The 22,084-nt window shown below is 63.7% G+C and carries 19 protein-coding genes; 15 read left to right on the forward strand and 4 right to left on the reverse strand.

The window, feature by feature from the left end; translation table 11 throughout:
* Window positions 1–148: 148 nt before the first annotated feature.
* A complete protein-coding gene (locus HD883_RS18085; RefSeq protein ID WP_179588473.1) occupies window positions 149–1,600 on the reverse strand; it encodes a DEAD/DEAH box helicase in 1,452 nt (483 codons plus the stop codon).
* A 381-nt stretch (window positions 1,601–1,981) separates the two neighbouring features.
* Between HD883_RS18085 and HD883_RS18090 the strand changes: the two genes are divergently transcribed.
* The 6 genes from HD883_RS18090 to HD883_RS18115 all read left to right on the forward strand — a co-directional run bounded on the left by HD883_RS18090 (window position 1,982) and on the right by HD883_RS18115 (window position 7,324).
* On the forward strand, window positions 1,982–2,530 hold the full coding sequence (locus tag HD883_RS18090; protein WP_179582960.1) for a cupin domain-containing protein: 549 nt from the start codon (window positions 1,982–1,984) through the stop codon (window positions 2,528–2,530).
* Between the two features lie 90 nt (window positions 2,531–2,620).
* On the forward strand, window positions 2,621–3,553 hold the full coding sequence (locus HD883_RS18095) for an alpha/beta fold hydrolase (RefSeq protein ID WP_373563400.1): 933 nt from the start codon (window positions 2,621–2,623) through the stop codon (window positions 3,551–3,553).
* A complete protein-coding gene (locus HD883_RS18100) occupies window positions 3,550–4,386 on the forward strand; it encodes an IclR family transcriptional regulator (protein WP_179582956.1) in 837 nt (278 codons plus the stop codon). Before HD883_RS18095 ends, HD883_RS18100 begins: the two co-directional genes overlap by 4 nt.
* Window positions 4,387–4,439: 53 nt before the next feature.
* The gene (locus HD883_RS18105) at window positions 4,440–5,246 is read left to right on the forward strand and encodes an aspartate dehydrogenase (protein WP_179582954.1); all 807 of its coding nucleotides are present in this window, start codon (window positions 4,440–4,442) and stop codon (window positions 5,244–5,246) included.
* A 28-nt stretch (window positions 5,247–5,274) separates the two neighbouring features.
* Window positions 5,275–6,270 (forward strand): Bug family tripartite tricarboxylate transporter substrate binding protein, encoded by a 996-nt coding sequence (locus tag HD883_RS18110; RefSeq protein WP_179582952.1) that lies wholly within the window; start codon window positions 5,275–5,277, stop codon window positions 6,268–6,270.
* Window positions 6,271–6,451: 181 nt separating this feature from the next.
* On the forward strand, window positions 6,452–7,324 hold the full coding sequence (locus HD883_RS18115) for an ABC transporter substrate-binding protein (protein ID WP_179582950.1): 873 nt from the start codon (window positions 6,452–6,454) through the stop codon (window positions 7,322–7,324).
* Window positions 7,325–7,360: 36 nt separating this feature from the next.
* On the opposite strand, the gene HD883_RS18120 is transcribed toward HD883_RS18115, so the two are convergent.
* The 3 genes from HD883_RS18120 to HD883_RS18130 form a co-directional block, all read right to left on the reverse strand.
* Window positions 7,361–8,146, reverse strand: a complete 786-nt coding sequence (locus tag HD883_RS18120; protein ID WP_179582948.1) for a response regulator transcription factor — start codon at window positions 8,144–8,146, stop codon at window positions 7,361–7,363.
* Between the two features lie 238 nt (window positions 8,147–8,384).
* A complete protein-coding gene (locus HD883_RS18125; protein ID WP_179582946.1) occupies window positions 8,385–10,628 on the reverse strand; it encodes a polysaccharide biosynthesis tyrosine autokinase in 2,244 nt (747 codons plus the stop codon).
* Between the two features lie 95 nt (window positions 10,629–10,723).
* The gene (locus tag HD883_RS18130; RefSeq protein WP_179582944.1) at window positions 10,724–11,857 is read right to left on the reverse strand and encodes a polysaccharide biosynthesis/export family protein; all 1,134 of its coding nucleotides are present in this window, start codon (window positions 11,855–11,857) and stop codon (window positions 10,724–10,726) included.
* 277 nt (window positions 11,858–12,134) lie between these two features.
* Between HD883_RS18130 and HD883_RS18135 the strand changes: the two genes are divergently transcribed.
* The 9 genes from HD883_RS18135 (at window position 12,135) to HD883_RS18175 (ending at window position 22,083) form a co-directional block, all read left to right on the forward strand.
* Entirely contained in the window at window positions 12,135–13,544 is a 1,410-nt protein-coding gene (locus HD883_RS18135; protein WP_306455862.1) for an undecaprenyl-phosphate glucose phosphotransferase, read from the forward strand.
* A complete protein-coding gene (locus HD883_RS18140; RefSeq protein ID WP_179582942.1) occupies window positions 13,534–14,040 on the forward strand; it encodes a GDP-mannose mannosyl hydrolase in 507 nt (168 codons plus the stop codon). The genes HD883_RS18135 and HD883_RS18140 overlap by 11 nt, the downstream gene beginning before the upstream one ends.
* A complete protein-coding gene (locus HD883_RS18145; RefSeq protein WP_179582940.1) occupies window positions 14,037–15,131 on the forward strand; it encodes a sugar phosphate nucleotidyltransferase in 1,095 nt (364 codons plus the stop codon). Before HD883_RS18140 ends, HD883_RS18145 begins: the two co-directional genes overlap by 4 nt.
* A gap of 179 nt (window positions 15,132–15,310) precedes the next feature.
* On the forward strand, window positions 15,311–16,423 hold the full coding sequence (gene gmd, locus HD883_RS18150; RefSeq protein ID WP_179582938.1) for a GDP-mannose 4,6-dehydratase: 1,113 nt from the start codon (window positions 15,311–15,313) through the stop codon (window positions 16,421–16,423).
* Between the two features lie 6 nt (window positions 16,424–16,429).
* On the forward strand, window positions 16,430–17,383 hold the full coding sequence (fcl, locus tag HD883_RS18155) for a GDP-L-fucose synthase (RefSeq protein ID WP_179582928.1): 954 nt from the start codon (window positions 16,430–16,432) through the stop codon (window positions 17,381–17,383).
* Window positions 17,384–17,385: 2 nt separating this feature from the next.
* Window positions 17,386–18,744: an oligosaccharide flippase family protein gene (locus HD883_RS18160; RefSeq protein ID WP_179582923.1), complete on the forward strand. Its 1,359-nt coding sequence runs from the start codon at window positions 17,386–17,388 to the stop codon at window positions 18,742–18,744.
* A gap of 6 nt (window positions 18,745–18,750) precedes the next feature.
* Complete coding sequence (locus tag HD883_RS18165) at window positions 18,751–19,683, forward strand: glycosyltransferase family 2 protein (RefSeq protein ID WP_179582912.1); 933 nt, start codon at window positions 18,751–18,753, stop codon at window positions 19,681–19,683.
* Window positions 19,680–20,945 carry an O-antigen ligase family protein gene (locus HD883_RS18170; RefSeq protein WP_179582907.1) on the forward strand — a complete coding sequence of 422 codons (1,266 nt, stop codon included), beginning with the start codon at window positions 19,680–19,682 and terminating at the stop codon, window positions 20,943–20,945. The genes HD883_RS18165 and HD883_RS18170 overlap by 4 nt, the downstream gene beginning before the upstream one ends.
* The gene (locus HD883_RS18175) at window positions 20,938–22,083 is read left to right on the forward strand and encodes a glycosyltransferase (RefSeq protein WP_179582905.1); all 1,146 of its coding nucleotides are present in this window, start codon (window positions 20,938–20,940) and stop codon (window positions 22,081–22,083) included. Before HD883_RS18170 ends, HD883_RS18175 begins: the two co-directional genes overlap by 8 nt.
* Window position 22,084: the final 1 nt, after the last annotated feature.

Genomic DNA, 22,084 nt, shown 5'->3' on the forward strand with positions numbered 1-22,084 from the left:
CCGCGGCGAAAGGGCGCGCGGGGGTGCGGGGGTGCGGGGGTGCAGCCCCCGCCTTTCGCCCGCCGAAAAAACAAACAGGCCGCAATCGCGGCCTGTCTGTTTCTACCCTATGACGGACACCGCTGGCGCGCTGCCGTCATCTACCGCATCAACGCGATGGCGTCTTGCTGAACAGCGCCGGGCGGCGGGCGGCCGCGGCATTGCCGTTGGCATTGCGGGGGGCCTGGCCTTGCGGGGCACGGGCCGGCTGGGCCGACGGGCTGCGCGACGGCGCAACGCCATTGCCGCCACGCGGAGCCGCACCCGACGCGTTGCGCGGTGCGCCGCCGGGCGCGCCCGACCGCGAGCCGCCGCCGGGGGCGCCCGAACGGCCACCCGGCGCGCCGCTGCGCGACGAGCCACCCGAAGGACGGCCATGACGCTGGCCTTGCGGACGGGGCGGACGCTCGTCGTTGTCGGGGGCGCCGACCACGAATTCCGGCAGGGCCATGCGATCGATCTTGCGCTTGATCAGGCGTTCGATGTCAGCCAGGAACTTGCCTTCTTCACCGTTATCCACCAGCGACACGGCGGCGCCCGACGAACCCGCGCGGCCGGTGCGGCCGATACGGTGCACGTAGTCTTCCGGCACGTTGGGCAGTTCGAAGTTGACCACCTGGGGCAGCTGGTCGATGTCCAGGCCGCGGGCGGCGATGTCGGTCGCGACCAGCACCGTCAGATTGCCTTCCTTGAAACCGGCCAGCGCCTTGGTGCGCGCCGACTGGCTCTTGTTGCCGTGGATGGCGGCGGCGGTAATGCCGTCTTTCGCCAGCTTTTCGGCCAGGCGGTTCGCGCCGTGCTTGGTGCGCGTGAACACCAGCACCTGTTCCCACTTGTGGGTGCGGATCAGGTGGCTGAGCAGGTCGCGCTTCTGTTCCTTAGGCACCATCAACACGCTCTGTTCGACCAGTTCGGTGGTGGTGTTGCGGCGGGCCACCGACACTTCGCCGGCGTTGTGCAGCACGCCCTTGGCCAGGGTGCGGATCTCGTCGGAGAACGTGGCCGAGAACAGCAGCGTCTGGCGCTGCTTGGGCAGGTATTGCAGGATCTTGCGGATGTCGCGGATGAAGCCCATGTCCAGCATGCGGTCGGCTTCGTCCAGCACCAGGATTTCGACGCCCGACAGGTCCAGCGTGCGCTGGCCGACGTGATCGAGCAGACGGCCGGGCGTGGCCACCAGGATGTCGAGCGGCTTGCGCAGCGCCGAGATCTGCGGGTTGATGTTGACGCCGCCGAACATGACCATCGAGGTCAGGGGCAGGTACTTGCCGTAGGTCTTGACCGATTCTTCGACCTGGGCGGTCAGTTCACGCGTCGGCGTCAGGATCAGGCAGCGCGGACGGCCTGCCTTGACGTTGGCGGGCTTGCGGGTGGACAGCAGGTGCAGGATGGGCAGCGTGAAGCCAGCCGTCTTGCCGGTGCCGGTCTGGGCGGCAGCCAGCAGGTCGCCGCCTTGCAGCACCTGGGGGATGGCCTGGGCCTGGATCGGGGTCGGGCTGGTATAGCCCGCTTCGGTAATCGCGCGCAGCAGCGAGTCGGCCAATCCGAGATCGGCAAACATGATGTCTGTTGTGTTCAAAGCAACTCCAGCGACAGCCGGTCGCTTGACGATGCAAGCGACTCCAATCGAGGCAGCCGGAAGGGGAATAGGGAGGTGAGCCAGTGGAGGCGCCGACTGTGTGGACTGGACCGCGGGGAAGGTGACCGCCGGGGTGACCACAGCTGTGGCGAAACTGGAAGCTCGTATGCGGATTGGAGCCGCATGCCGTTGGTGTCATTGTACCTGGGAACGCTTTTTAAGTGTTTACCCTAGTGACTTGGACAGGGGACGGCAGTATATTCAATCCTGTTGTTTCACTATTAAATCCGTGTTTTATATATAAAACACGTGGCGCGGGTTAGCCGCTGCACCTCACAGTACTCACACCCCTTGGAGAACACCATGACGGACATGTCGGAACAAGGCCAGGTCGCCAGCACGCTGACCCAGCCGGAAGGCACGGATTTCGCATCCTGGATGAACTCGCGCGTCGCGCGGTTCTCGACGCGCAAGTATGACTGGGACGCGCTCAAGTTCCAGGCCGATTTCGACCCCAAGTACCGCCGCGCGCAAATGCGCTACGTGGGTACGGGCGGCACCGGCGTGGCCGCCGACGCCAACACCGTCCCGTCGGAACACTTCACGTTTTCGACCATGGTGATCCCGGCCGGCCACGAAGGCCCGTCGCATATCCATACCGACGTCGAAGAAATCTTTTTCGTGATCCGCGGCAAGCTGAAGGTCGTGCTGGAAAAAGACGGCGAGCGTTTCGAAACCATCCTGACCGACCGTGACCTCGTGTCCGTGCCGCCAGGCGTGTATCGCGAAGAAATCAACATCGGCGACGAAGATGCCCTGATGTGCGTGATGCTCGGCGCCAAGAAGCCGGTCACCCCGACCTACCCGCCCGAGCACCCGCTTGCGGCCATCAAGCGCAACCTGGGCAAGTAATCCACTGCCCGTTGCGTGCTGCCGGTCCCTTGCCCTTGGCAAATGACCGGCAGCCGTCTTTCCCGCGCGAACCCTCATCAGGAAAACGCTGTGTCGAACGCCGCCCAGAATGACGCCCAGAAACCGGGAAACGCCGGTCATCCCCCCGAACCCGGCTTGCCGTCGGACGCGACCCTGGACCTGCTTGCCAGCCGGTTCCCGGAACGTTCCGTCGACACCGCCGGCGGCAGGCTCTGTTATAGAGAGGCGGGCACGCTGAGCGCGGACGGCACGGCGATCGTGCTGTTGCATGGCATCGGTTCCGGCGCCGGATCGTGGCTGCGCGCCGCGGTCGCGCTGTCGGACACGACCCGGGTGATCGCGTGGGATGCGCCAGGGTATGGCGCATCGACACCGCTGTCGCCCGCCGCCCCCGGCGCGGCCGATTATGCCGCGCAGGTGCACGCGCTGCTGCAGGCGCTGAAGGTGGACCGCTGCATTCTGGCGGGCCATTCGCTTGGCGCCATCATGGCCAGTTGTTACGCCCACGGCCTGGGCAAGGACAGTGTGAAAAGCCTGGTGTTGCTGAGCCCCGCGCGGGGCTACGGCAACCCGGCCATGGCCGAGCGCCAGCCGGTGGTGCGCAGCGAACGGCTGCGCGCACTGGATGAACTCGGCATCGAACAGATGGCGCTGAAACGCGCCAACAAGATGCTGTCCCCCGCGCAGGAACCCGAGGCGCTGGCCTGGGTGCGCTGGAACATGGAACGGCTGAACCTGGCCGGCTACCGCCAGGCCGTCGAACTGCTGTGCGGCGACGACATCGGCCGCTACACCGCCCTGCCCGCCGGGCTGCCGGTGCAGGTGCATTCGGGGGACGACGACACCGTGACGCCGCCCGCCGGCTGCCGCGCGATTGCCGACCAGTTTGGCGCGCCCTATGCGGGCATCGCCCGGTCGGGCCATGCCTGCCATATCGAACGGCCGGAAGCCGTCGCCGCGATTCTGGGCCAGGCCTTTGCCGACCTGCGGGCGTCAGCATGACCGAACAATCCTTGCAGGTGGAAGACGACGCCACCGAAGAAGGCGCTGCCGACGACACCAGCCCTGCCGACCGCTATATCGTTCCGGGCCTGGAACGCGGCCTGCGCCTGCTGTGCCAGTTCAGCCGCCAGGAAAAGACGCTGTCGGCGCCCGAGTTTGCCCGCCGGCTTGGCCTGCCCCGCTCCACCATCTTCAGGCTGCTGACGACCCTGGAAAGCCTTGGCTTTGTCGAACGTGCCGAAGGTGGCCGCAGCTATCGCCTGGGCATGGCGGTGCTGAGCCTGGGCTTCGAATACCTGGCGTCGCTGGAACTGACCGAACTGGGCACGCCGCTGCTGCAACGCCTGCGCGATGACATCGGCTATTCCTGCAACCTGGTGGTGCGCGACGCGCGGTCCATCGTGTATGTGGCCAAGGTGTCGGCGCCGACCCTGTTTCCCAGCGCGGTCAGCCTGGGTACCCGCCTGCCCGCCCACGCCACGGTGCTGGGCCGCGTGGCGCTGTGGGACCTGACGCTGGCCGAACTGCGCGACCTGTACCGTTCCGAAGAACTGGAGCAGTTTTCGCCCAGCACGCCCACCACCGTGTCGGCGCTGTACGACCTGCTGCAGCAGGACCGCCGCCAGGGCTATGCGATGGGATCGGGCTTTTACGAGCCCAGCATTACCAGTATCGGCGCGCCGGTGCGCAACCATAGCGGGCAGATCATTGCCGCCATGGGCGCCGCGCTGCCCTCCGCGCGGGTCGAACAGGGCCGCCTGGCCGAACTGATCCAGAAAGTGCGCGGCACGGCCGACGACCTGTCGCGGCTGCTCGATTATTCGCCCCACTGAATTCGCCTTACCCCCTAGAAGCGGACAGCCCACGCTGTCCAGGAGCCCTGACCATGTTGAAAGTCGCGATGATCGGATGCGGTGCCATCTGCACGAGCGTCCTCGAAATCCTGAAGAATGACGCCGATATCTCGGTCTCGTGTGTGATCGTGGGCGAGGCCTTCCGCGCCGCCGCGCAGGACACGCTGGCCCGCGTGGCGCCGCAGGCCAAGGTCGTGACCACTCTGGCCGAAGCCGGCGAACGGCCGGATCTGCTGGTGGAGTGCGCCGGCCACAGCGCGCTGGCCGAGCATGTCATTCCGGCCCTGCAGCAGGGCATTCCGTGCGTGGTCGTGTCGATCGGCGCGCTGTCGGACACCGACATTGCCGCGAAGCTGGAAGCCGCCGCACGCGAAGGCAAGACGCAGGTGCAATTGCTGTCGGGCGCCATCGGCGGCATCGACGCGCTGGCCGCGGCCCGCATTGGCGGACTGGATTCGGTGGTGTACACGGGCCGCAAGCCGGCCAATGCCTGGAAAGACACCCCGGCCGACGGCGCGTTCGATCTGGATGCCCTGACCGAACCCACCGTGATCTTTGAAGGATCGGCCGGTGAAGCCGCCCGCCTGTATCCCAAGAACGCCAATGTGGCCGCGACCCTGTCGCTGGCCGGTGTCGGCCTGGACAAGACGCAGGTGCGCCTGATCGCCGACCCCACCAGCAAGGAAAACGTGCACCACGTGCAGGCCAGCGGCGCATTCGGCAGCTTCGAGCTGACCATGCGCGGCCGCCCGCTGGCCGCCAACCCGAAGACGTCGGCGCTGACGGTGTACAGCGTCGTCCGCGCCATCGGCAACCTGGCCCACGCCGTCGCCATCTGATTTTTTGCCTGACCGGAGTCTGTCACCCATGCTTACCCGCCGCCTTTTTGCCGCCGCCGTTGTCGCGGCCCTGACCACCACCGCCGTTCACGCCCAGCAGGCCGATGACGCCGCCGCCGTGACCGCCCTCAAGTCGGCGCCGTTCCGTGTCGTCGCGCCCTTCCCGCCCGGCGGCCCGATCGACGTGCTGGCGCGCATCTTCGCGACCGGCCTGCAGAACAAGTACGGCCAGAGCGCCGTGGTGGAAAACAAGCCGGGCGCCGCGGGCAATATCGGTATCGACATCGTCAAGCGCGCGGCCGGTGACGGCCACACGCTGCTGGTCGTGCCAGCCGGCAACATGACGATCAACCCCACCCTGCTCAAGGACCTGCCCTACAACGTCGAAGCCGACTTCCTGCCGATCGGCATGATCGCCAAGGCCCCGAACGTGATCGCGGTGAACCCGTCGGTGCCGGTCAAGTCGATTGCCGATCTGGTGTCGTACAGCAAGGCCAACAAGGGCACCGTGTCGTATGGATCGCCCGGCGTGGGCAGCGGCCTGCACCTGGCTGGCGAACTGTTCAAGCAGGCCAGCGGCGCCGACATCCTGCACGTGCCGTACAAGGGCACGACCCAGGCGCTGAACGATGTGCTGGGCGGCCAGATCCAGGTCATCTTTGCGAATCTGCCGACCCTGATGCCGCACATCAAGTCCGGCAAGCTGCGCGCGCTGGCCGTGACCGATGCCACCCGCACCCCGTTGATGCCCGACCTGCCTACCCTGGGCGAAACCGGCATCAAGGGTGTGGAAGTGACGTCCTGGTATGGCCTGTTTGCGCCAAAGGCGACGCCGCCGGCCATCGCCGCTCAACTGGCGCGTGACGTGACCGCGATCATGAACGAGCCGGCCACGCTGGACACCCTGACGGCGCAGGCCCTGACCGTGTCGCCGCTGCGCCTGAATGACTTCAGCCAGGCCATCCGCGTCGAAACGGCCACCTGGGCCAAGGTCATCAAGGAACGCAACATCACGGCGGAATAAACGGCCCGTTCCGTTTCACCGCCCGCCGGCCCCGCGCGTGACTGTCACGCCGGGGCCGGTTTTTTTCGTCCAACACTTTTCACATATCCAAGCGTGGATTGCTTCTTTGCCCTGGGGAGTCGCGATCCTTAGCATGGACGCCATGACAACACTGCGCCCTTGACGGGCGACCGAGGCAACCATGACGACCACCACCACCACGCTTCCCCTGATCAAACTCGCGCCGAACGGCCCCGTATTCGACCTGCCGATCTACGTCGCCCAGGAACTCGGCCTTTTCGAAAAGCACGGCCTGCGGGTCGAGCTGGTCGAAAAGTACGACGCCAAGGAAAGCCACGCATCGTACGACCCGTTCGAACGCAAAAAGGAATCGCTGTACGAACAGGGCACGGCCGACGCCTACAACCTGTGCGAATGGGCCGGCCTGGACCGCTCGGAACACAGCGGCCGCGGCAGCCGCGTGCACGCCCTGCGCCCGGCCGTGGCCGCGCAAGCGATCGTCTCGTTCGATGACGACATCCAGGAAGTGCGCGACCTGGCCGGCGTGCCGGTCGGCATCAACGAACGCACCGGCTCGCACTACACGTCCCTGCAGATCCTGGGCGGATCGCTGGCCCGTGAAGACGTGGTCGTGCAGCATTTCGGATCGCCGTTCGAACGGTATGAACAGCTCAAGACCGGCAAGCTGCGCGCCGCCGCCGTCATGGAACCGTTCATCAGCCTGGCGTTGAAAGAAGGGGCGCACATCATCAGCGTCGTGTTCTACCGCGGCGCCGAAGTGATCTCGCCCGACGTACCCGAAGACGTGCGCAACGGCTATCGCGCCGCCCTGAACGAAGCGGCCCGCATCCTGAAAACCGACTTTGCCAAGTACAAACATCACCTGACCGCGCAAGTGCAGGGCCAGCTGGCGCCGGAAGAGCTGCACAACCACTTCGTGCATTACGCTGTCAGCCGGGAATTTGACGAAAGCCGCTTCGACTTCACGTACCAGTGGATGAAGGATTGGTCGCTGACCCCGGGCGACAAGGCCTATAACCAGCTGGCGATCTGATCGCCCGCGATCCAGCCTGCCTAAAAAAAACGGCCGTCAGAACAAAGCGTTCTGTCGGCCGTCCACGTCGTGTGTCGGGATGACGACCTCCCGGTCCGATGCCCGCCGCAAAGGCGTCTTGGGCTGTGCGGCCGGCGGCGTCGGCGGCATCCAGTCCAGCGTGGCCCCCCGCCGCAATGCTTCGTAGACCGCTTCGCTCTTGTTCTTCACATTGAGACGGCGGTACAGCGTATAGGCGTGCGTCTTGGCGGTCGCCACTGAAATATTCAGCATGCGGCTGACCGTCTTGATCGGATAGCCGCGCGCCAGCAACACCAGCACTTCATATTGCCGCGGCGTGATGCTCAACAGATCGGCATCGGCCGTATCCACTTCGCCGTCATCGAGCGACAGCACCGGTTCCGCCAGCTCGGCGCCGGGCGGCAGCAGGTCACGCACCTGCCGCGCCGGAAAACACTGCCCCCCCGCCTGCACCATCCGGATCGCCGATTCCAGCAAATCAATGGGCGCAGCCTTGCTGATATATCCGACGATATTGTCGTGCGGCGGAATCTCGGGGTATATGCCGTCCACCACGTCGCACAGGATCAATATGCGAGTCGGCCGGATCACGCGCTGAACAATACTCAGGCATGCCTGCGCAGCCTGCGCGTCGTTCGGCAAAGACAGAATGACCAATTGCGAGCCGCTGTAAATCTGCGGATCGGTCAGTTCAAGAATATCGACACCCACTACGTCCCACGCGGGATCGATGCCAGCCAATACCTGGTGCAAACCGCGCAGCAGGATAGGATGTCTTTCGATGAGGACGACCTTGGTCATGACGCCGGAATCTCTGCTCGTAAGGGAGGAACGTCGGCCGATAATATCGCCTTCATTCGGGGCGCTCTACATAAACCGTGGTTTCTTTGACGATTCAAGGAAAACGGTTACCGAAAGCCCCCGCGCTGAACGGCGGGATATTCGGTGGGCCGGACCGTGAAAACGGTCGGGCCATTCGGATCGATTTTTTATTCTTGCCGGCGCGCCCGGCTTACCGGGCGCGCCATTTACGCATCGATCAGTGGTCAGCCAGATAATAGGCCGAACGGGCATATTGATACTGGCCGTACTTGGGACGATAGCCGTAACGTTCCGGCATCAGCTTGAAGCCGTTGAACAGCACGCCTTCCACACGGGCGCCGGCCTGGGCCAGACGCTTCGCGGTTTCTTCGACTTCGCCCACGGTATTCACACCGGAGCGCACGACGATCAGCGTTGCCGCAGCGTACGAGGCAGCCATCGAGGCTTCACCCGAGAACAGCACTGGCGGCGTATCGATAATGACCATGTCGTAGTCTTTCGAGACGCGCTGCAGGAACTGGCCAAAGGCCGGCAACGACAGCAGTTCGGACGTGTCTTCCGACGAACGGCCCGCCACCACCAGATCCACGCCGCCTTGCAGGTTCTTGCGGATCATCTGTTCAAACGGCAGCTTGCCCGTCAGGTACTCGGCCAGACCGTTCTTTTCGTCCACGCCAAAGTAGCGGTTCAGACGGCCACGGCGGAAGTCGGCGTCGATCAGCAGCACGCGCTTGCCAACGGCAGCCTGCACCATCGCAAAGTTGGCCGACAGGAAGGACTTGCCCACGCCAGCCACCGGACCGGTGATGGCGACGACGTTGCTCGGACGGTCACGCAGTTGCACGCCCAGCGCGGTGCGGAAGGTACGCAACGTGGCAATCACGGCGTCCTGCTGCATTTGCGGCGGAGTGATCGGCGCAGCAGCGGTATTGCCTGCCTTGGCCGTCTGCTTGCGCCAGCGCTTGTCCTGGAACGGGCTGTACGGGATGGCCGACAGCACGGGCAGACCGGTGAAACGTTCGACTTCAGTCGGGTTCGACAGACCACCGAACATGGCATTGCGCATCAGGGCAACCAGCACACCCAGCATCGCGCCGACCAGCAGGGCGATCGCAACGATCGTCGAGCTCTTCGGTGCCAGCGGTTCTTCAGGAATCGCGGCTTCGTCGATCAGGCGGACATTGCCCACCTTGCCGGCGCTGACCAGCTTCAGTTGCTGCGTATTGTTCAGCAGAGTGGTGTACAGCGCGGTGTTCACGCTGACGTCACGCTGCAGACGGACCACGTCCTGTTCCAGGTCGGGCAGGTTGCGGATACGGCCACCCAGGTTGTTCACGTCCGACGACAGCGACGCGATCTGGCGGTCGATGGCGACGATGGTCGGGCTGGTCGGCGTAAAGCGGCCGATCAGTTCCTGACGCTTGGCCTTCAGGTCGAAGATCTTGGTCTGCGTTTCGACCGACTGGGTCAGGACGAGCTTGGCTTCTTCGCCCAGGTCAACCGTACCGCGGCGGTTACGCAGCGAGTTGTAGCGTTGTTCAGCGGCTTCCAGCTGACGCTTCAGGTCAGGCAACTGGCCTTCGATGAATGCGAGCGAGCTGCGAGCCTGTGCGGCCTTGCGGTCGGCGTTCTGCTTCACATAGCTGCGGCCAATTTCGTTCAGCACGCTGGCGATCAGCACCGGGTCGCTGCCCTTCAGGGTCGCGCCGATCACACCCGACTGCTTGCCGCGTTCGAAGATGGCCATCTGGGCCTGCAGGGCTTCGGTGGCTTGCAGCTTCGAATTGCGGCGGACCACGAAGGTCGAACCTGCGTCACCGGTCAGTGCGTCGACCTGGATGTCGATCGGGCCCGACGGCGTCGCGAACCGGACGGCGGAGCCGACCGTGCCCTGGAAGCGCTTCTCGGAGGCCGGATCGGTCAGGACATACTTGTTGTCGCCTGCGGCTTCGATACGCAGGTTTTCGCCGATCAGGTCCTGAGGAACGTCCAGGCGGCTGACGGAGATTTCCTGCTTGCCCCAGACGTAGCCGCCGAGCTCGGTCTTGCCAGCGATGGCAGGCGGGCTCTTGCGGCGCGCCAGCCATTCACCGGCGAGCGGCAGATAGCGGGGACGGGCATGGATATAGAGGGCATACGTGTCGACGGCGGTCGAAATCACCGAACGCGAACGCAGCACTTCCATTTCGCCGGACGCTGCCGGCTTGATGTCGAAGATCGACGACACGTCGCCAAGATAGCTCTTGGTGGCGGTCGGGCTTTCTTCTTCTACCTGCACCGCGATGTCCGCCTGGTACACGGGTGTGCGAAACAACGCATACGCCGCACCGATGAGCGTGCACAAGACGATGACGGAAAGGATGACCCAACGCTGGGAGACCAGAACGTCGATATACGAAGCGAGCGGGGTCTCGGCGTCACGCGGAACTACGCCCCCGGCTGGCTGGATAGGCAAGCTCATTGCGACCTCTCGGTATCAGTAGGATAAGTGGTGGGTGTTTGGATGAAGGATGTGGTCAAGTTACGACTCCCATGCGCCTGTGCTGTCCGCGACGATCAATTGATCGTGCGGATGGTCTGGACGGTCTGCGCGCTGGGGAAGAGCAGCGTAATGAAGCGGTTCCAGCGGACCAGGTCGCCGGCATCGACGAAAATGACGTCCTTGGGCTTCAGTTCGAAATTCTCCGCCACAGCAAGGGCGCTCGCCGATCGGGCATCGAGGTGATAGACCTCAGGACGGGCTTGTGCATTGCTTCGCACAACGAAAATCTGGCTGCTGTCTGCCGTTGCCTGGTTGGGGCCACCGGCTTCGCCCAGCGCTTCGTTCAGGCTCAGACGGCCGTCACGCAGCACCAGCGTCGTGGGCCGGGTGACTTCGCCCAGCACGAAAACTTTGCTTTCTTCACGTGGCACAACGCGGACGATGTCGCCGGACTGCAACGCGATCGACGACGGGTTGAGACCGCGGCGCAACAAATCAGGCAGGCTGACACGAATGGTCTGTCCACCGCGTGTCACATTGATCTGGCTGCGATCGGCCGTCGGCAACACGCCGCCGGTCCGGTTCAGGGCTTCCATCAGCGTCATGGGCACGTCGTTGATGGCGACCGAGCCTGGCGTCTTGACTTCGCCTTCCACATAGATCCGCTTGCTGCGGAAGCCGAGGATACGCAGGGTGATCTGCGGATTCTCGATGTGGTCGCGGGCGCCGCGCAGCAGCAGGTCGCGGGCTTCGACTTCCGTCATGCCGGCGACGCGCACCATACCAATATAGGGAAACTGCACATAACCATCTGCAGAAACCAGGTAACCCGGGATACCGGCAGCGGAATCACCGATGCTGATACCGGTCGTGCCGCCCAGAATGGCGTACGTTGCCGACGGCAGGACCAGCTCGGGGTGGTCCCAGACCACGACCGACAGAATGTCCCCAGGTCCGATGCGATAGGGTTCCGGCGTACCGAACAGGGTACGGACCGTGTCGTCGGCCACCTGTTCACGTATCGCTTTCTGCTCCAGCACATACGAAGGGGTGATAGGCGTGACCTGGGGAACGGAAGTAGCATCCCCTGGTTGCGATTGGGCGTCGCGTTCGAAGCGCATGCCTGGCGCATATGCACACGCCCCCAGCAGCGTGACAAGGGCGATCGTCGTAGCGATACGACCCGCAGATTTGAGCGAAGTGTTCATGGTGTCCCGGTGATATAGGTGCGTAGGCGGAGAAAGCGACGGCTTAGTCCTGCAATTTGGCGAGATGCGATTGCACGCTTTTTCAGAAGGGCCTAACAGTTGGGCGGATGGCCTAATCCATAGGGTCAGCCAACTGACTAGATCGTTTGCCTTGTTAACGGGCAACCCCCGGGTCACTACTATCCATTAACCGCCCACGGCGGAGCGACGCGCCCCCCTATTGCCGGCGCTCGCCTTCTTCCCCTCTATCTACTAATAACGCTTCAGGAGCACCCCCATGGCGCAGGATCGCGAACTGGTGGTCGACGCAGCGTCGGCGCCCACCGGTTTCCATGGCCTTCGACGATTGGCTGATTTCATGTTGGTCGCCGCAACGGGTTGGCTAAGCGCAGCATTGCTTGCCAACCAGCCGGGACAAATCCCGGTTGTGCATCTATTTGTGTTGTGTCTTTGCAGCATGGGCGTGCTGGCCCTGTTTCCGTTGTTCGCACTATATGGTTCCAGCCGCCGCCGCTGCGCATCCGATATCCTGCGCTGCGCGTCGGCCTGGCTGCTGGTATTGAGCCTGGGCGTCGTGCTGGCCACGATGATCGATGCCAGCCGTCCGGTGTCGTCGTTGTGGGCCGGTACCTGGCTCGTGTCGGCCGCGACCGGCATGATCGGCATGCGCCTGGCCTTGCACTACACCCGCCGCGCCGCGCGCCAGAAAGACAATTCGCCCACCCGCATCGTCATCTTCGGATATGGCGACCTGGGCAGCGAGCTGTATCGCCGCGCGCTGCAGGCCGTCGACCGCCGTTATGAAGTCGTTGGTATCTATGACCAGACCGCCAAGGAATTGCCGGGATCGGTCGAACGTGTTGCGTCGCTCGATGGCCTGCGCCAGCTGGTTCGCAATAAAGGTATCAAGGAAATCTGGCTGACCAAGGCCATGCAGCCGGGCGCCAGCGTGCAAGACGTCGTTCTGCATCTGCGCAACGAACTGGTGGACCTGCGCTGGATTCCCGACGTGCAGCCCGATCACCTGTCGCGGCATCGTGTCGGCCGCTTCTTTGGTCACCCCACCGTCGATCTGAACAGCTTTCCGGATGACGGCGTGCGTGGCCTGGTCAAGGCAGCCTTCGATCGCGTGTTCGCCGCAGCCGTCCTGATTGCATTGAGCCCGGTCCTTCTGGCCATCGCGATTGCGGTCAAGGTGTCGTCGCCCGGTCCGGTCCTGTTCCGTCAGCAGCGCCTGGGCATCGATGGCAAGGCCTTCCATCTCTACAAGTTCAGGTCGATGCGTCCGCACAAGGAAGGCGGCGTCGTCAAGCAGGCCACCCGCAAGGATCCGCGCACCACCAAGGTCGGCGCGTTCCTGCGCAAGACCAGCCTGGATGAACTGCCGCAATTCCTGAACGTGCTCAAAGGCGAGATGTCGGTCGTGGGCCCGCGCCCGCACGCCATGGAACACAACGAGATCTACAAGAACATCGTGGACTGCTACATGATGCGTCACCGTGTGAAGCCCGGCATTACCGGCTGGGCCCAGATCAATGGCCTGCGCGGCGCGACCGATACGGTCGGCAAAATGAGCGCACGTGTCGAATATGACCTTTTCTACATCGAGAACTGGACGTTCTGGATGGACCTGAAGATCATTCTTCGCACTGCCGTGGCCGGCTGGGTGGGCAAGAATGCCTATTGAGAATGTGCCGCTCCACCGCGACCGCCAGCCGACGCTCGATCGTCTGGACACACCTCGTTTCAAAGCTGCTGTAGGTTCCGTACCACTGGTATCGATCGATCTCGTGGTTCGCTGCGGCGATCGATACCTGTTGGGACTGCGCACCAATCAGCCGGCGCAGAACTCCTGGTTCGTGCCGGGCGGTCGGATCCGCAAGAACGAATTGATCGGCGAGGCGCTCAGGCGCCTGGTGGAAGAAGAACTGGGCCTGCCCCACGATCATCCGCCCGCCACGCCGCGCGGCACCTACGAACATTTCTACGACACCGACTTTTCCGGCGATATGACGGCATCGACCCACTACGTCGTGCTGGCGTACGCCATGACCCTGCCGGATACGGGTCTGGAGCTGCCGGTGTCGCAGCACTCGCAATACACCTGGCTTGAACGCGACGCCATCCTCGCCCGCGACGATGTGCATCGATACACGAAGTCCTATTTCCTGGAGAACCCGTGACCCAAGCCCCTTCTCCCGACTTCCATAGCGTGGTGCTGTGCGGTGACAGCGGCTCGCGGCTCTGGCCCCTGTCGCGCGAGCAGCTGCCGCAGCCCTTCACGACCGGTGAAGACGGCAGCAGCCTGCTCCAGCAGACGCTGATGACCTTGCGGGCGATCGGGGCGCTGAACCGGGCCACGCTGGTCTGCGGCGAAGCCTACCGCTTCGTGGCCAGCGACCAGCTCGAGGAGATGGGGATCTTCAATGCGCACCTGCTGCTCGAGCCCTGCGGACGGGGCACGGCAGCCGCCGTGGCCTGCGCGGCCCTGATGGCGGTACGCAAGGGTACGGATCCGGTCATGCTGCTGTGTCCGGCCGAACTGGGCATCGATGCCGATCCGGCATTGATTGCCGGGCTTGCCACGGCGCATCGCGCGGCCACTGCGGGCCGCATGGTTGCGTTCGGCATGACCCGCAGCCAGCCGACGCCGCGGCGCCCCAGTTTCCGGGTGCCGCGCGAAACCGACGAGACCACCCCGCCGTCGGCCTTCCTGCCGATGCTGCGGTATATCGACGCCGCCGGGATCGAACGCGCGCCCAATGACGACGAGATCGATCTGTGGCACAGCGGCGTGCTGATTGCCAAGGCGTCCGTCTGGATTGCGGAGCTCAGCCGCCATGCGCCGGAAGTCCTGGACTGCGCGCGCCGGGCCGTCGAACACGGCAGCGATGCCGAGCTGGTGTTCAAGCTTGAACTCATGAATTTTTCGCAAAGTCCGACCGGAACCATCGAATCGATGATGCTTCCGCGCTCGCGCATTGCGGCGATCGTTCCGCTGGACGTGGCCTGGCAGATCGACGGCGGAACGCCGCCGACGCAAGGCGCCGACCAGGACGATCCGGCCAACACACATTCGGGTGACACACGTGGCACTGTCGTTTACGCGACACGCGACGCGATCACCAGCGCCGACGCAAGCGACCTGATCCTGCCTTCAGGCGCCCATCGGATGAATGACGGTGGATCCATCCCCTCCGCCGACCCCCACTCGCCTCTCCAACGCGCCAAACCCGCGCTGGCCGGGCCTGTCGACGCTTTCAGCAACGCATGATGCGTTGCCGCATTACGTCTGAAGGATGAGTTTCTGTAATCGCTCTGGCCGATATCGGTTGGACCCCACGAAAAACTAATCTTCAGTCTTCACCGCACCCCACTCGCGGGACCACGGCGCTTTGTCTTCCTAAGCGTGGCGCCTACCACACCAACACGACTTGCTCGAAGGATCGCACCATGCCGAAGAAGGCTTTGATTACCGGAATTACTGGCCAGGACGGCGCCTACCTTGCCGAACTGCTTTTGGCAAAGGGATACGAAGTCCACGGTATCAAACGGCGTGCCTCGATGTTCAATACGGCCCGCGTCGACCACCTGTACCAGGACCCGAACGCCGAGCCGCGCAACTTTGTGCTGCATCACGGCGACCTGACCGACTCGAGCAGCCTGACGCGCGTCATCCAGGCCGTTCAACCCGACGAAATCTACAACCTGGCCGCACAGAGCCACGTGGGCGTGTCGTTCGAACAACCTGAATACACCGCCAACACCGACGCACTCGGCACGCTGCGTGTGCTCGAAGCCATGCGCATTCTGGGCCTGGCCGACAAGACCCGCTTCTACCAGGCTTCGACCTCGGAACTGTACGGTCTGGTGCAGGAAACGCCCCAGCGCGAAACCACCCCGTTCTACCCGCGCAGCCCGTACGCCGCCGCCAAGATGTACGCCTACTGGATCTGCGTGAACTATCGCGAAGCCTACGGCATGTATGCCTGCAACGGCATCCTGTTCAACCACGAATCGCCCCGTCGCGGCGAAACGTTCGTGACCCGCAAGATCACCCGCGGCCTGGCACGTATCGCCCTGGGCCTGGAAGATTGCCTGTACATGGGTAACCTGTCGGCACTGCGTGACTGGGGCCATGCCCGCGACTACGTCGAAATGCAATGGCTGATGCTGCAGCAGGACAAGGCAGAAGACTTCGTCATCGCCACCGGCATCCAGTACAGCGTGCGTGACTTCATCAACACCGCCGCTCGCGAACTGGGCATCATGCTCCGCTGGCGCGGTGAGGGCGTCACGGAAGAAGCGGTTGTCGAACTGAGCCCCGTGCACAGCAAGCTGCAGCCAGGCCAGGTCATCGTTAAAGTCGACCCACGCTACTTCCGCCCGACCGAAGTGGAAACGCTGCTGGGCGACCCGTCCAAGGCCAAGGCCAAGCTGGGCTGGGAACCGCGCACGACGTTCCAGGAACTGGTTGCGGAAATGGTCGCGTCGGACCTGAGCGATGCCAAGCGCGATGCGCTGGTCGAAGAACACGGCTACGAAACCTTCGCCTACAAGGAATAAGCCGCCATGACGTCTTCAAACAAGCGCGTCTTTGTCGCCGGCCATCGTGGGATGGTCGGGTCGGCGATTGTGCGTGAACTGCACAAGCAGGGGTATGAGCACGTCGTCACGCGCAGCCGGTCACAGCTGGACCTGACCAACCAGGAACAGGTGCGTTCGTTCTTCGCCGAACAGAAGTTCGACGAGGTGTATGTGGCGGCGGCGAAAGTCGGCGGCATTCACGCGAACAACACCTATCCTGCCGACTTCCTGTATCAGAACCTGATGATCCAGAGCAACCTGATCCACTCGGCCTACCTGGCTGAAGTGGACCGGCTGTTGTTCCTTGGTTCGTCGTGCGTCTATCCGAAGATGGCGCCCCAGCCCATCCGCGAGGAGGCCCTGCTGACCGGGCCGCTGGAGCCCACCAACGAAGCGTATGCCGTCGCGAAAATCGCCGGCATCAAGATGTGCGAGTCGTACGCGAAGCAGCATGGCGTGAAGTTCTTCAGCGCCATGCCGACCAACCTGTACGGTCAGAATGACAATTACGACCTCCAGAACAGCCACGTGCTGCCGGCGCTGATCCGCCGCCTGCACGAGGCCAAGATCCGTCACGACCGCGTCGTGCCGATCTGGGGTTCGGGCACGCCGCGCCGCGAGTTCCTGTATGTGGACGACCTGGCACGCGCATGCGTCAAGCTGATGAACCATGAATCCGCCGACGGTCTCTACAACATCGGTTCGGGCACCGACATCGCGATCAGCGATCTCGCCATGCTCGTCGCCGAAGTCGTGGGCTTCAACGGCCGGCTCATCTATGACCCGTCCAAGCCGGATGGCACGCCGCGCAAGCTGATGGATTCCCATCGCATGAACGGCCTGGGATGGCGCCCCGAAGTGGAATTGCGGGAAGGCATTGCCATGACCTACCAGCACTTCCTGTCGCGGTCGACCTCTCCAGAAACCGAAGCGGCCTGACGATGCGACCAGAGCAAGCCGGACTGCCGCCCAAGGGCGGCAGGTGGCAGCGCGCGACCGCGCGTTTCAGGAACAACGCCTCGATATGGGGTCTTCTCGAATACGGCATCGGTCCGCTGCTTGCCGTCGTCTCGACCCCATTGCTGTTCCGGCAGCTCGGTTCGGTGGGCTTCGGCCAGTACGCCATGGTCATGGCGCTGGCCGGTTTCGGCAACGCCGCGAATATCGGCGCGGCCGTCACGGCCACCAAGCTCGTTTCGGAAAAACGTCATGAAGAAGACGGCGCCTATCGTGGCGCCGCCATCAGTGCGGCGCTGATTGCGATCGCACTGGCCTTCGTGACGGTGGTTGCAGTGATCGGCATCGGCATCACGCTGGCCATGGGCGATTCGCTCACGTTCGGCGGGATCAAGGTGTCGACGCTGGCCGTTCCCGCGCTGGCCATGTACCTGTGCCAGCAGCTGGATCAACTGTTCACCGGTTGTTTGAAAGGCCGGGAAGATTTCCAGACGACGGCGATCTGCGAGACGTTGGGCAAGACCGCCACGCTTGCCGCCGCGTGCGCTACCGCGGCGCTGACACATTCCGCGGCCTGGGCCAGTACGGCGCAGGCGCTGGGTCTGTTGCTGACCGCGATGTTGAAAATGAATCTGTTTGCCCGCACCAGTGGCCGGCAGATCGTATGGCCGAAGTCGGATCGCAAGGAAATGTCCAGCGCGTTCCGGTTCGGTGGATGGTCCTGGTTCAACAGCCTGAGTGCGTTGGCCTACGGTTCCGTCGACCGGGTGCTGGTGGGTGCCTTCCTGGGCCCGACCATCCTGGCGATCTATACCGTTGGCGCGCAAGTGGGCCAGATCATCCACACCGTGACGGTGGCGCTGTTCCAGAAAGCGATGCCGATGGTGAGCCGCATGACCACAGCCGCCAAGGGCGACATGCGGGCCGCGGCGCAGACCATCCGCAAGCTGCTGGTCACCAACCTGATGCTGTCGGCGGTCATGACCGCCGTCGTGATGGTGTTCAGCCACCTGATCCTGCGCCTGATGCTGAGCGCGGATCTGGCCGAAGCCCACCTGCCGCTGTTCCAGCTGCTGGTGGTGGCGTCGGGGTTGCTGTCGCTGAACGTCGCATCGCATTTTTCGCTGCTGGGCCTGGGCAACAGCAAGGCTGTCGCACTGCTCAACGGCGGCGCGGGCCTGGTGTCGCTGCTTGCGCTCTGGCTGCTCGTGGGTCCGCTCGGCGAAAGCGCCGCGGCCTGGGCCCGCATTCTTTATTCGGCAGTCACGCTCGGTGGAGTGTGGCTGGTTCTTCGATACCTGCACGGGAGCATTGTTGCGTCCCGGCCTGCAACCGCTGGATGAGTCGCTATGCTTGAAGCCTACATTGCCCACAGACACGATGAGACGACCCGGACCCTGCGCGCCTTCGTCAGCCGTCTGCACGAGCCCGTCGCGCGTCCGGCCTTCCCGTCTTTGCTGCCCAAGATCAGCATCATCACGCCGTCGTACAACCAGGCCAAGTTCCTGGAACGCACGCTGCTGTCGATCCTGAACCAGAACTACCCGTACCTGGAACTGATCGTCATCGACGGCGGTTCGACCGACGGCAGCGTCGACATCATCCGCAAATATGAAGACCGCCTGGCCTACTGGGTCAGCGAGAAGGACCGCGGCCAGTCCGACGCATTGAACAAGGGCTTTCGCCGCGCCACGGGCGATTACGTCGGCTGGCAGAATTCCGACGACCTGTTCTACCCCGGCGCGCTGATGGCCCTGGCCGAAGCGGCCATGCGCACCGGCGCACCGATCGTCAGCGGCAACCTGTATGTGGCCAACCACGAAAACCAGATCTACCGCGAAGTGCGCTACACGCCCATGACGCGCAAGTCGCTGGCCGTGGTCAAGGCATCGATTCCGAACCAGGCCGCCCTGTGGCGCCGGGACCTGATGGAAAAGTACGGCTTCATCGACGAGAAGAAGCAGTACTGCATGGACCTGGAACTGTGGAGCCGCCTGCTGCGCGCCGGCAGCAACGTCGTCGTGCCCGAAGCCTACGGTGTCTACACCGTGCATGCCGAGACCAAGACGACCACGATGGACCACATCCATCGTTCGGAGCGTGAGCAGATCGTCAAGGGTCTGAACCAGGAAGAAGGCCGCTCGGGCACGAAAGTCGACGACCTGCGCGTGGTCGCCCAGAAGATGCTGGCGCATGCCCGCCAGGGCGACACGCGCTACCTGACCGAGAAGTTCCTGACCAAGCTGGTCGGTGTCGATGATTGGCAGCGAGAGCCCAAATGACCAACTACCGCCAGTTCTCCACGCTGCCGTTGCTGGGGTGGTTCATGTTCACCGCCCTGGTGATGAACAACGACGCCCTGTTCCTGAAGATCGGCTCGTTCAACCTCAGCCCGTGGGACGCGATCTTCCTGGCCATCGTGGCCGTGAAGTTCGCCCGGCTGGCGGAACCTACCGCGTATGCCTTGCCCAGCGCCCGCATCGGCTTTCTGCTTGCCCTGCAGCTGATCGCGCTCCTGTTCGTCGTGATGATGCAGTTCCGTCATACCAACACGATCGAAACCGGAGACGCGGTGCGCGACTTCCGCGTGCTGATCTACTTCCTGTCCATACCGTTCCTTTGCTACAAGGACCTGCAGTCGCACATGAACTACATGACGCTGCAGCGCTTCTTCATCTGGTCCGGCATGGCGGTCGCCGCCTGGATCGCGATCGAACAGCTGTTCGTGTTCAGCGCGTCCAACCCCGTGCGTAACCTGCGGATCGGCGTGTGGGTGATCCCGTTCTCGATCGTGTCGGTCCTGTACTTCCAGGAACAGCTCGGCATCAAGAAACGCACCGCCTACATGATGACGCTGTTCATGCTGGCCGCCCTGGTGTTCTCGCTCAACCGAAGCCAGTACCTGCAGCTGGGGGTGGCCGTTGCCGTCGCCGCGTTGCTGGGCAGCCGGGTCGGCGCCATGCGCAAGTCCATCGTGTACTTCGTGCCGGCCCTGATCGGTGTGCTCGCCCTGTTCTATGCGATCGGGTATGCCGACGTGCTGATCGACCGGATCATCTCGGTCAATGACCTGGAAAGCGATTCGAGCTACGGCGCGCGGATCCAGGAACTGGAAGGCCAGGTGCAGCTGTATCAGCAGGCGCCGATCCTGGGTCAGGGCGCGGGCTTCAAGAGCTGGGTGATGGGTGAAAACGGCTTCGAGCTGAGCACCTTCGCGCACAACTCCTGGATGTTCTACCTGATGAAGTTCGGCATTGTCGGCACCGTGCTGGTGTTCCTGCCCGCCGTGTTCGTGCTGCTGATGTCGATGCTTCCAAGCTATCGCGATCCGCAACTGGAACTGCACCGCCGCTACATCCTGGCGACCGTGCCGATCTACCTGATCGTGGACCCGCTGTCGGGCGGCCTGGCGTATGCACCCAAGACGGCGTTTGTCGGCGTGCTGCTCACCTACTGTCTGTCGCTGATCCGCAATGCCAACCGGGAAACCACGCCTCAACCGGTCCATTACTACACTCCAGAAGGCGTACCCCACCATGGCTGACGTGCTGTTTGTAGCACCGGACCTGCACCGCGGCGGCGTCGGACGATGCGTCAGCTTCATCGTCGACGAGGTGCCGCACCACGGGTTCGGCACGTCGCTGTTCCTGCTGCGCGGTCTTGACCACGAGTACGAGGTCAACAACCCGGAAGTCGAACGCGGCATGCATGTGGGCGAATCGAAGCTGAAGTTTGCTGCGATGCTGCCCGTTGCCCTGTTCCGGCTCTGGCGCACCATCCAGCGCACGAAGCCCGAGATCGTCTGCTCGCACGGCCTGCTGTGCAACGCCGCGGTCGCGGTCATGCGCATGATGTCGCGCCGGCCGTTCCGCAGCGTGGCCTTCGAACACAACGCGCCGTCCAGCCACTATTCGACCACGTCGATGAAGGGGCTCAAGACCTTCCTGCTGCGCACGCTGTATCCGCGGCATGACGTGGTGATCGGTGTGTCGCGCGGCGTGGTGGACGACCTGGTCACGCTGGTGCCGGACCTGCAGGGCAAGTGCAGCCACATCTACAACGGCCTGCCGGTCGAAGAAGTCAGCCGGCAAAGCCAGGAAGCACCGCCCCCGCAAGCCGACGACGCGAAGTTCAGCGTGGTGTCGGTGGGCCGTCTTGCGCCGTCGAAAGACTACAAGACCCTGGTGGCCGCCGCCCAGATCCTGGACGATCCGGACGTGCAGTTCCTGGTGATCGGCGAAGGCCCGCTGGAAGAAGAACTGCGCCTGCTCAATGAAGCGCGTCCGTCGCGTTCGCGCGTGAAGTTCCTGGGCCACCTCGACAACCCGTTTCCCGCCGTGGCCGCCGCCGACATCTTTTTGCTGACGTCGATACACGAAAGCTTTGGCATCGTGCTGGTCGAGGCCTTGAGCCTGGGCGTGCCGGTGCTGGCCACCAACTGTCCGTCCGGCCCTGCCGAGATCCTGAGCGACGGCGAATTCGGCGTGCTGGTTCCGGTCAGCAACGCCGCCGCCATTGCCGAAGCGGTCCGCAAGCTGCTGTACGAGCGCGAACCCGCAAAACGCCTCCGTTCGTTGGGCCCCTTGCGCGCCAACGACTTTTCCCTGAATCAACACGCGCAACGCGTGGTCGACCTGTTCCGCACGTTGATCGCCGATCGCAAGCAACCCCGTGGAGTTTGAG

Source organism: Pigmentiphaga litoralis, assembly GCF_013408655.1.
Classification (GTDB): domain Bacteria; phylum Pseudomonadota; class Gammaproteobacteria; order Burkholderiales; family Burkholderiaceae_B; genus Pigmentiphaga; species Pigmentiphaga litoralis_A.

Coding starts and splice junctions, on each gene's coding strand:
- HD883_RS18085 (WP_179588473.1), bottom strand. CDS start 1,600: ATGTTTGCCGATCTCGGATTGGCCGACTCGCTGCTGCGCGCGATTACC.
- HD883_RS18090 (WP_179582960.1), top strand. CDS start 1,982: ATGACGGACATGTCGGAACAAGGCCAGGTCGCCAGCACGCTGACCCAG.
- HD883_RS18100 (WP_179582956.1), top strand. CDS start 3,550: ATGACCGAACAATCCTTGCAGGTGGAAGACGACGCCACCGAAGAAGGC.
- HD883_RS18105 (WP_179582954.1), top strand. CDS start 4,440: ATGTTGAAAGTCGCGATGATCGGATGCGGTGCCATCTGCACGAGCGTC.
- HD883_RS18110 (WP_179582952.1), top strand. CDS start 5,275: ATGCTTACCCGCCGCCTTTTTGCCGCCGCCGTTGTCGCGGCCCTGACC.
- HD883_RS18115 (WP_179582950.1), top strand. CDS start 6,452: ATGACGACCACCACCACCACGCTTCCCCTGATCAAACTCGCGCCGAAC.
- HD883_RS18120 (WP_179582948.1), bottom strand. CDS start 8,146: ATGACCAAGGTCGTCCTCATCGAAAGACATCCTATCCTGCTGCGCGGT.
- HD883_RS18125 (WP_179582946.1), bottom strand. CDS start 10,628: ATGAGCTTGCCTATCCAGCCAGCCGGGGGCGTAGTTCCGCGTGACGCC.
- HD883_RS18130 (WP_179582944.1), bottom strand. CDS start 11,857: ATGAACACTTCGCTCAAATCTGCGGGTCGTATCGCTACGACGATCGCC.
- HD883_RS18135 (WP_306455862.1), top strand. CDS start 12,135: ATGGCGCAGGATCGCGAACTGGTGGTCGACGCAGCGTCGGCGCCCACC.
- HD883_RS18140 (WP_179582942.1), top strand. CDS start 13,534: ATGCCTATTGAGAATGTGCCGCTCCACCGCGACCGCCAGCCGACGCTC.
- gmd (WP_179582938.1), top strand. CDS start 15,311: ATGCCGAAGAAGGCTTTGATTACCGGAATTACTGGCCAGGACGGCGCC.
- fcl (WP_179582928.1), top strand. CDS start 16,430: ATGACGTCTTCAAACAAGCGCGTCTTTGTCGCCGGCCATCGTGGGATG.
- HD883_RS18160 (WP_179582923.1), top strand. CDS start 17,386: ATGCGACCAGAGCAAGCCGGACTGCCGCCCAAGGGCGGCAGGTGGCAG.
- HD883_RS18165 (WP_179582912.1), top strand. CDS start 18,751: ATGCTTGAAGCCTACATTGCCCACAGACACGATGAGACGACCCGGACC.
- HD883_RS18170 (WP_179582907.1), top strand. CDS start 19,680: ATGACCAACTACCGCCAGTTCTCCACGCTGCCGTTGCTGGGGTGGTTC.
- HD883_RS18175 (WP_179582905.1), top strand. CDS start 20,938: ATGGCTGACGTGCTGTTTGTAGCACCGGACCTGCACCGCGGCGGCGTC.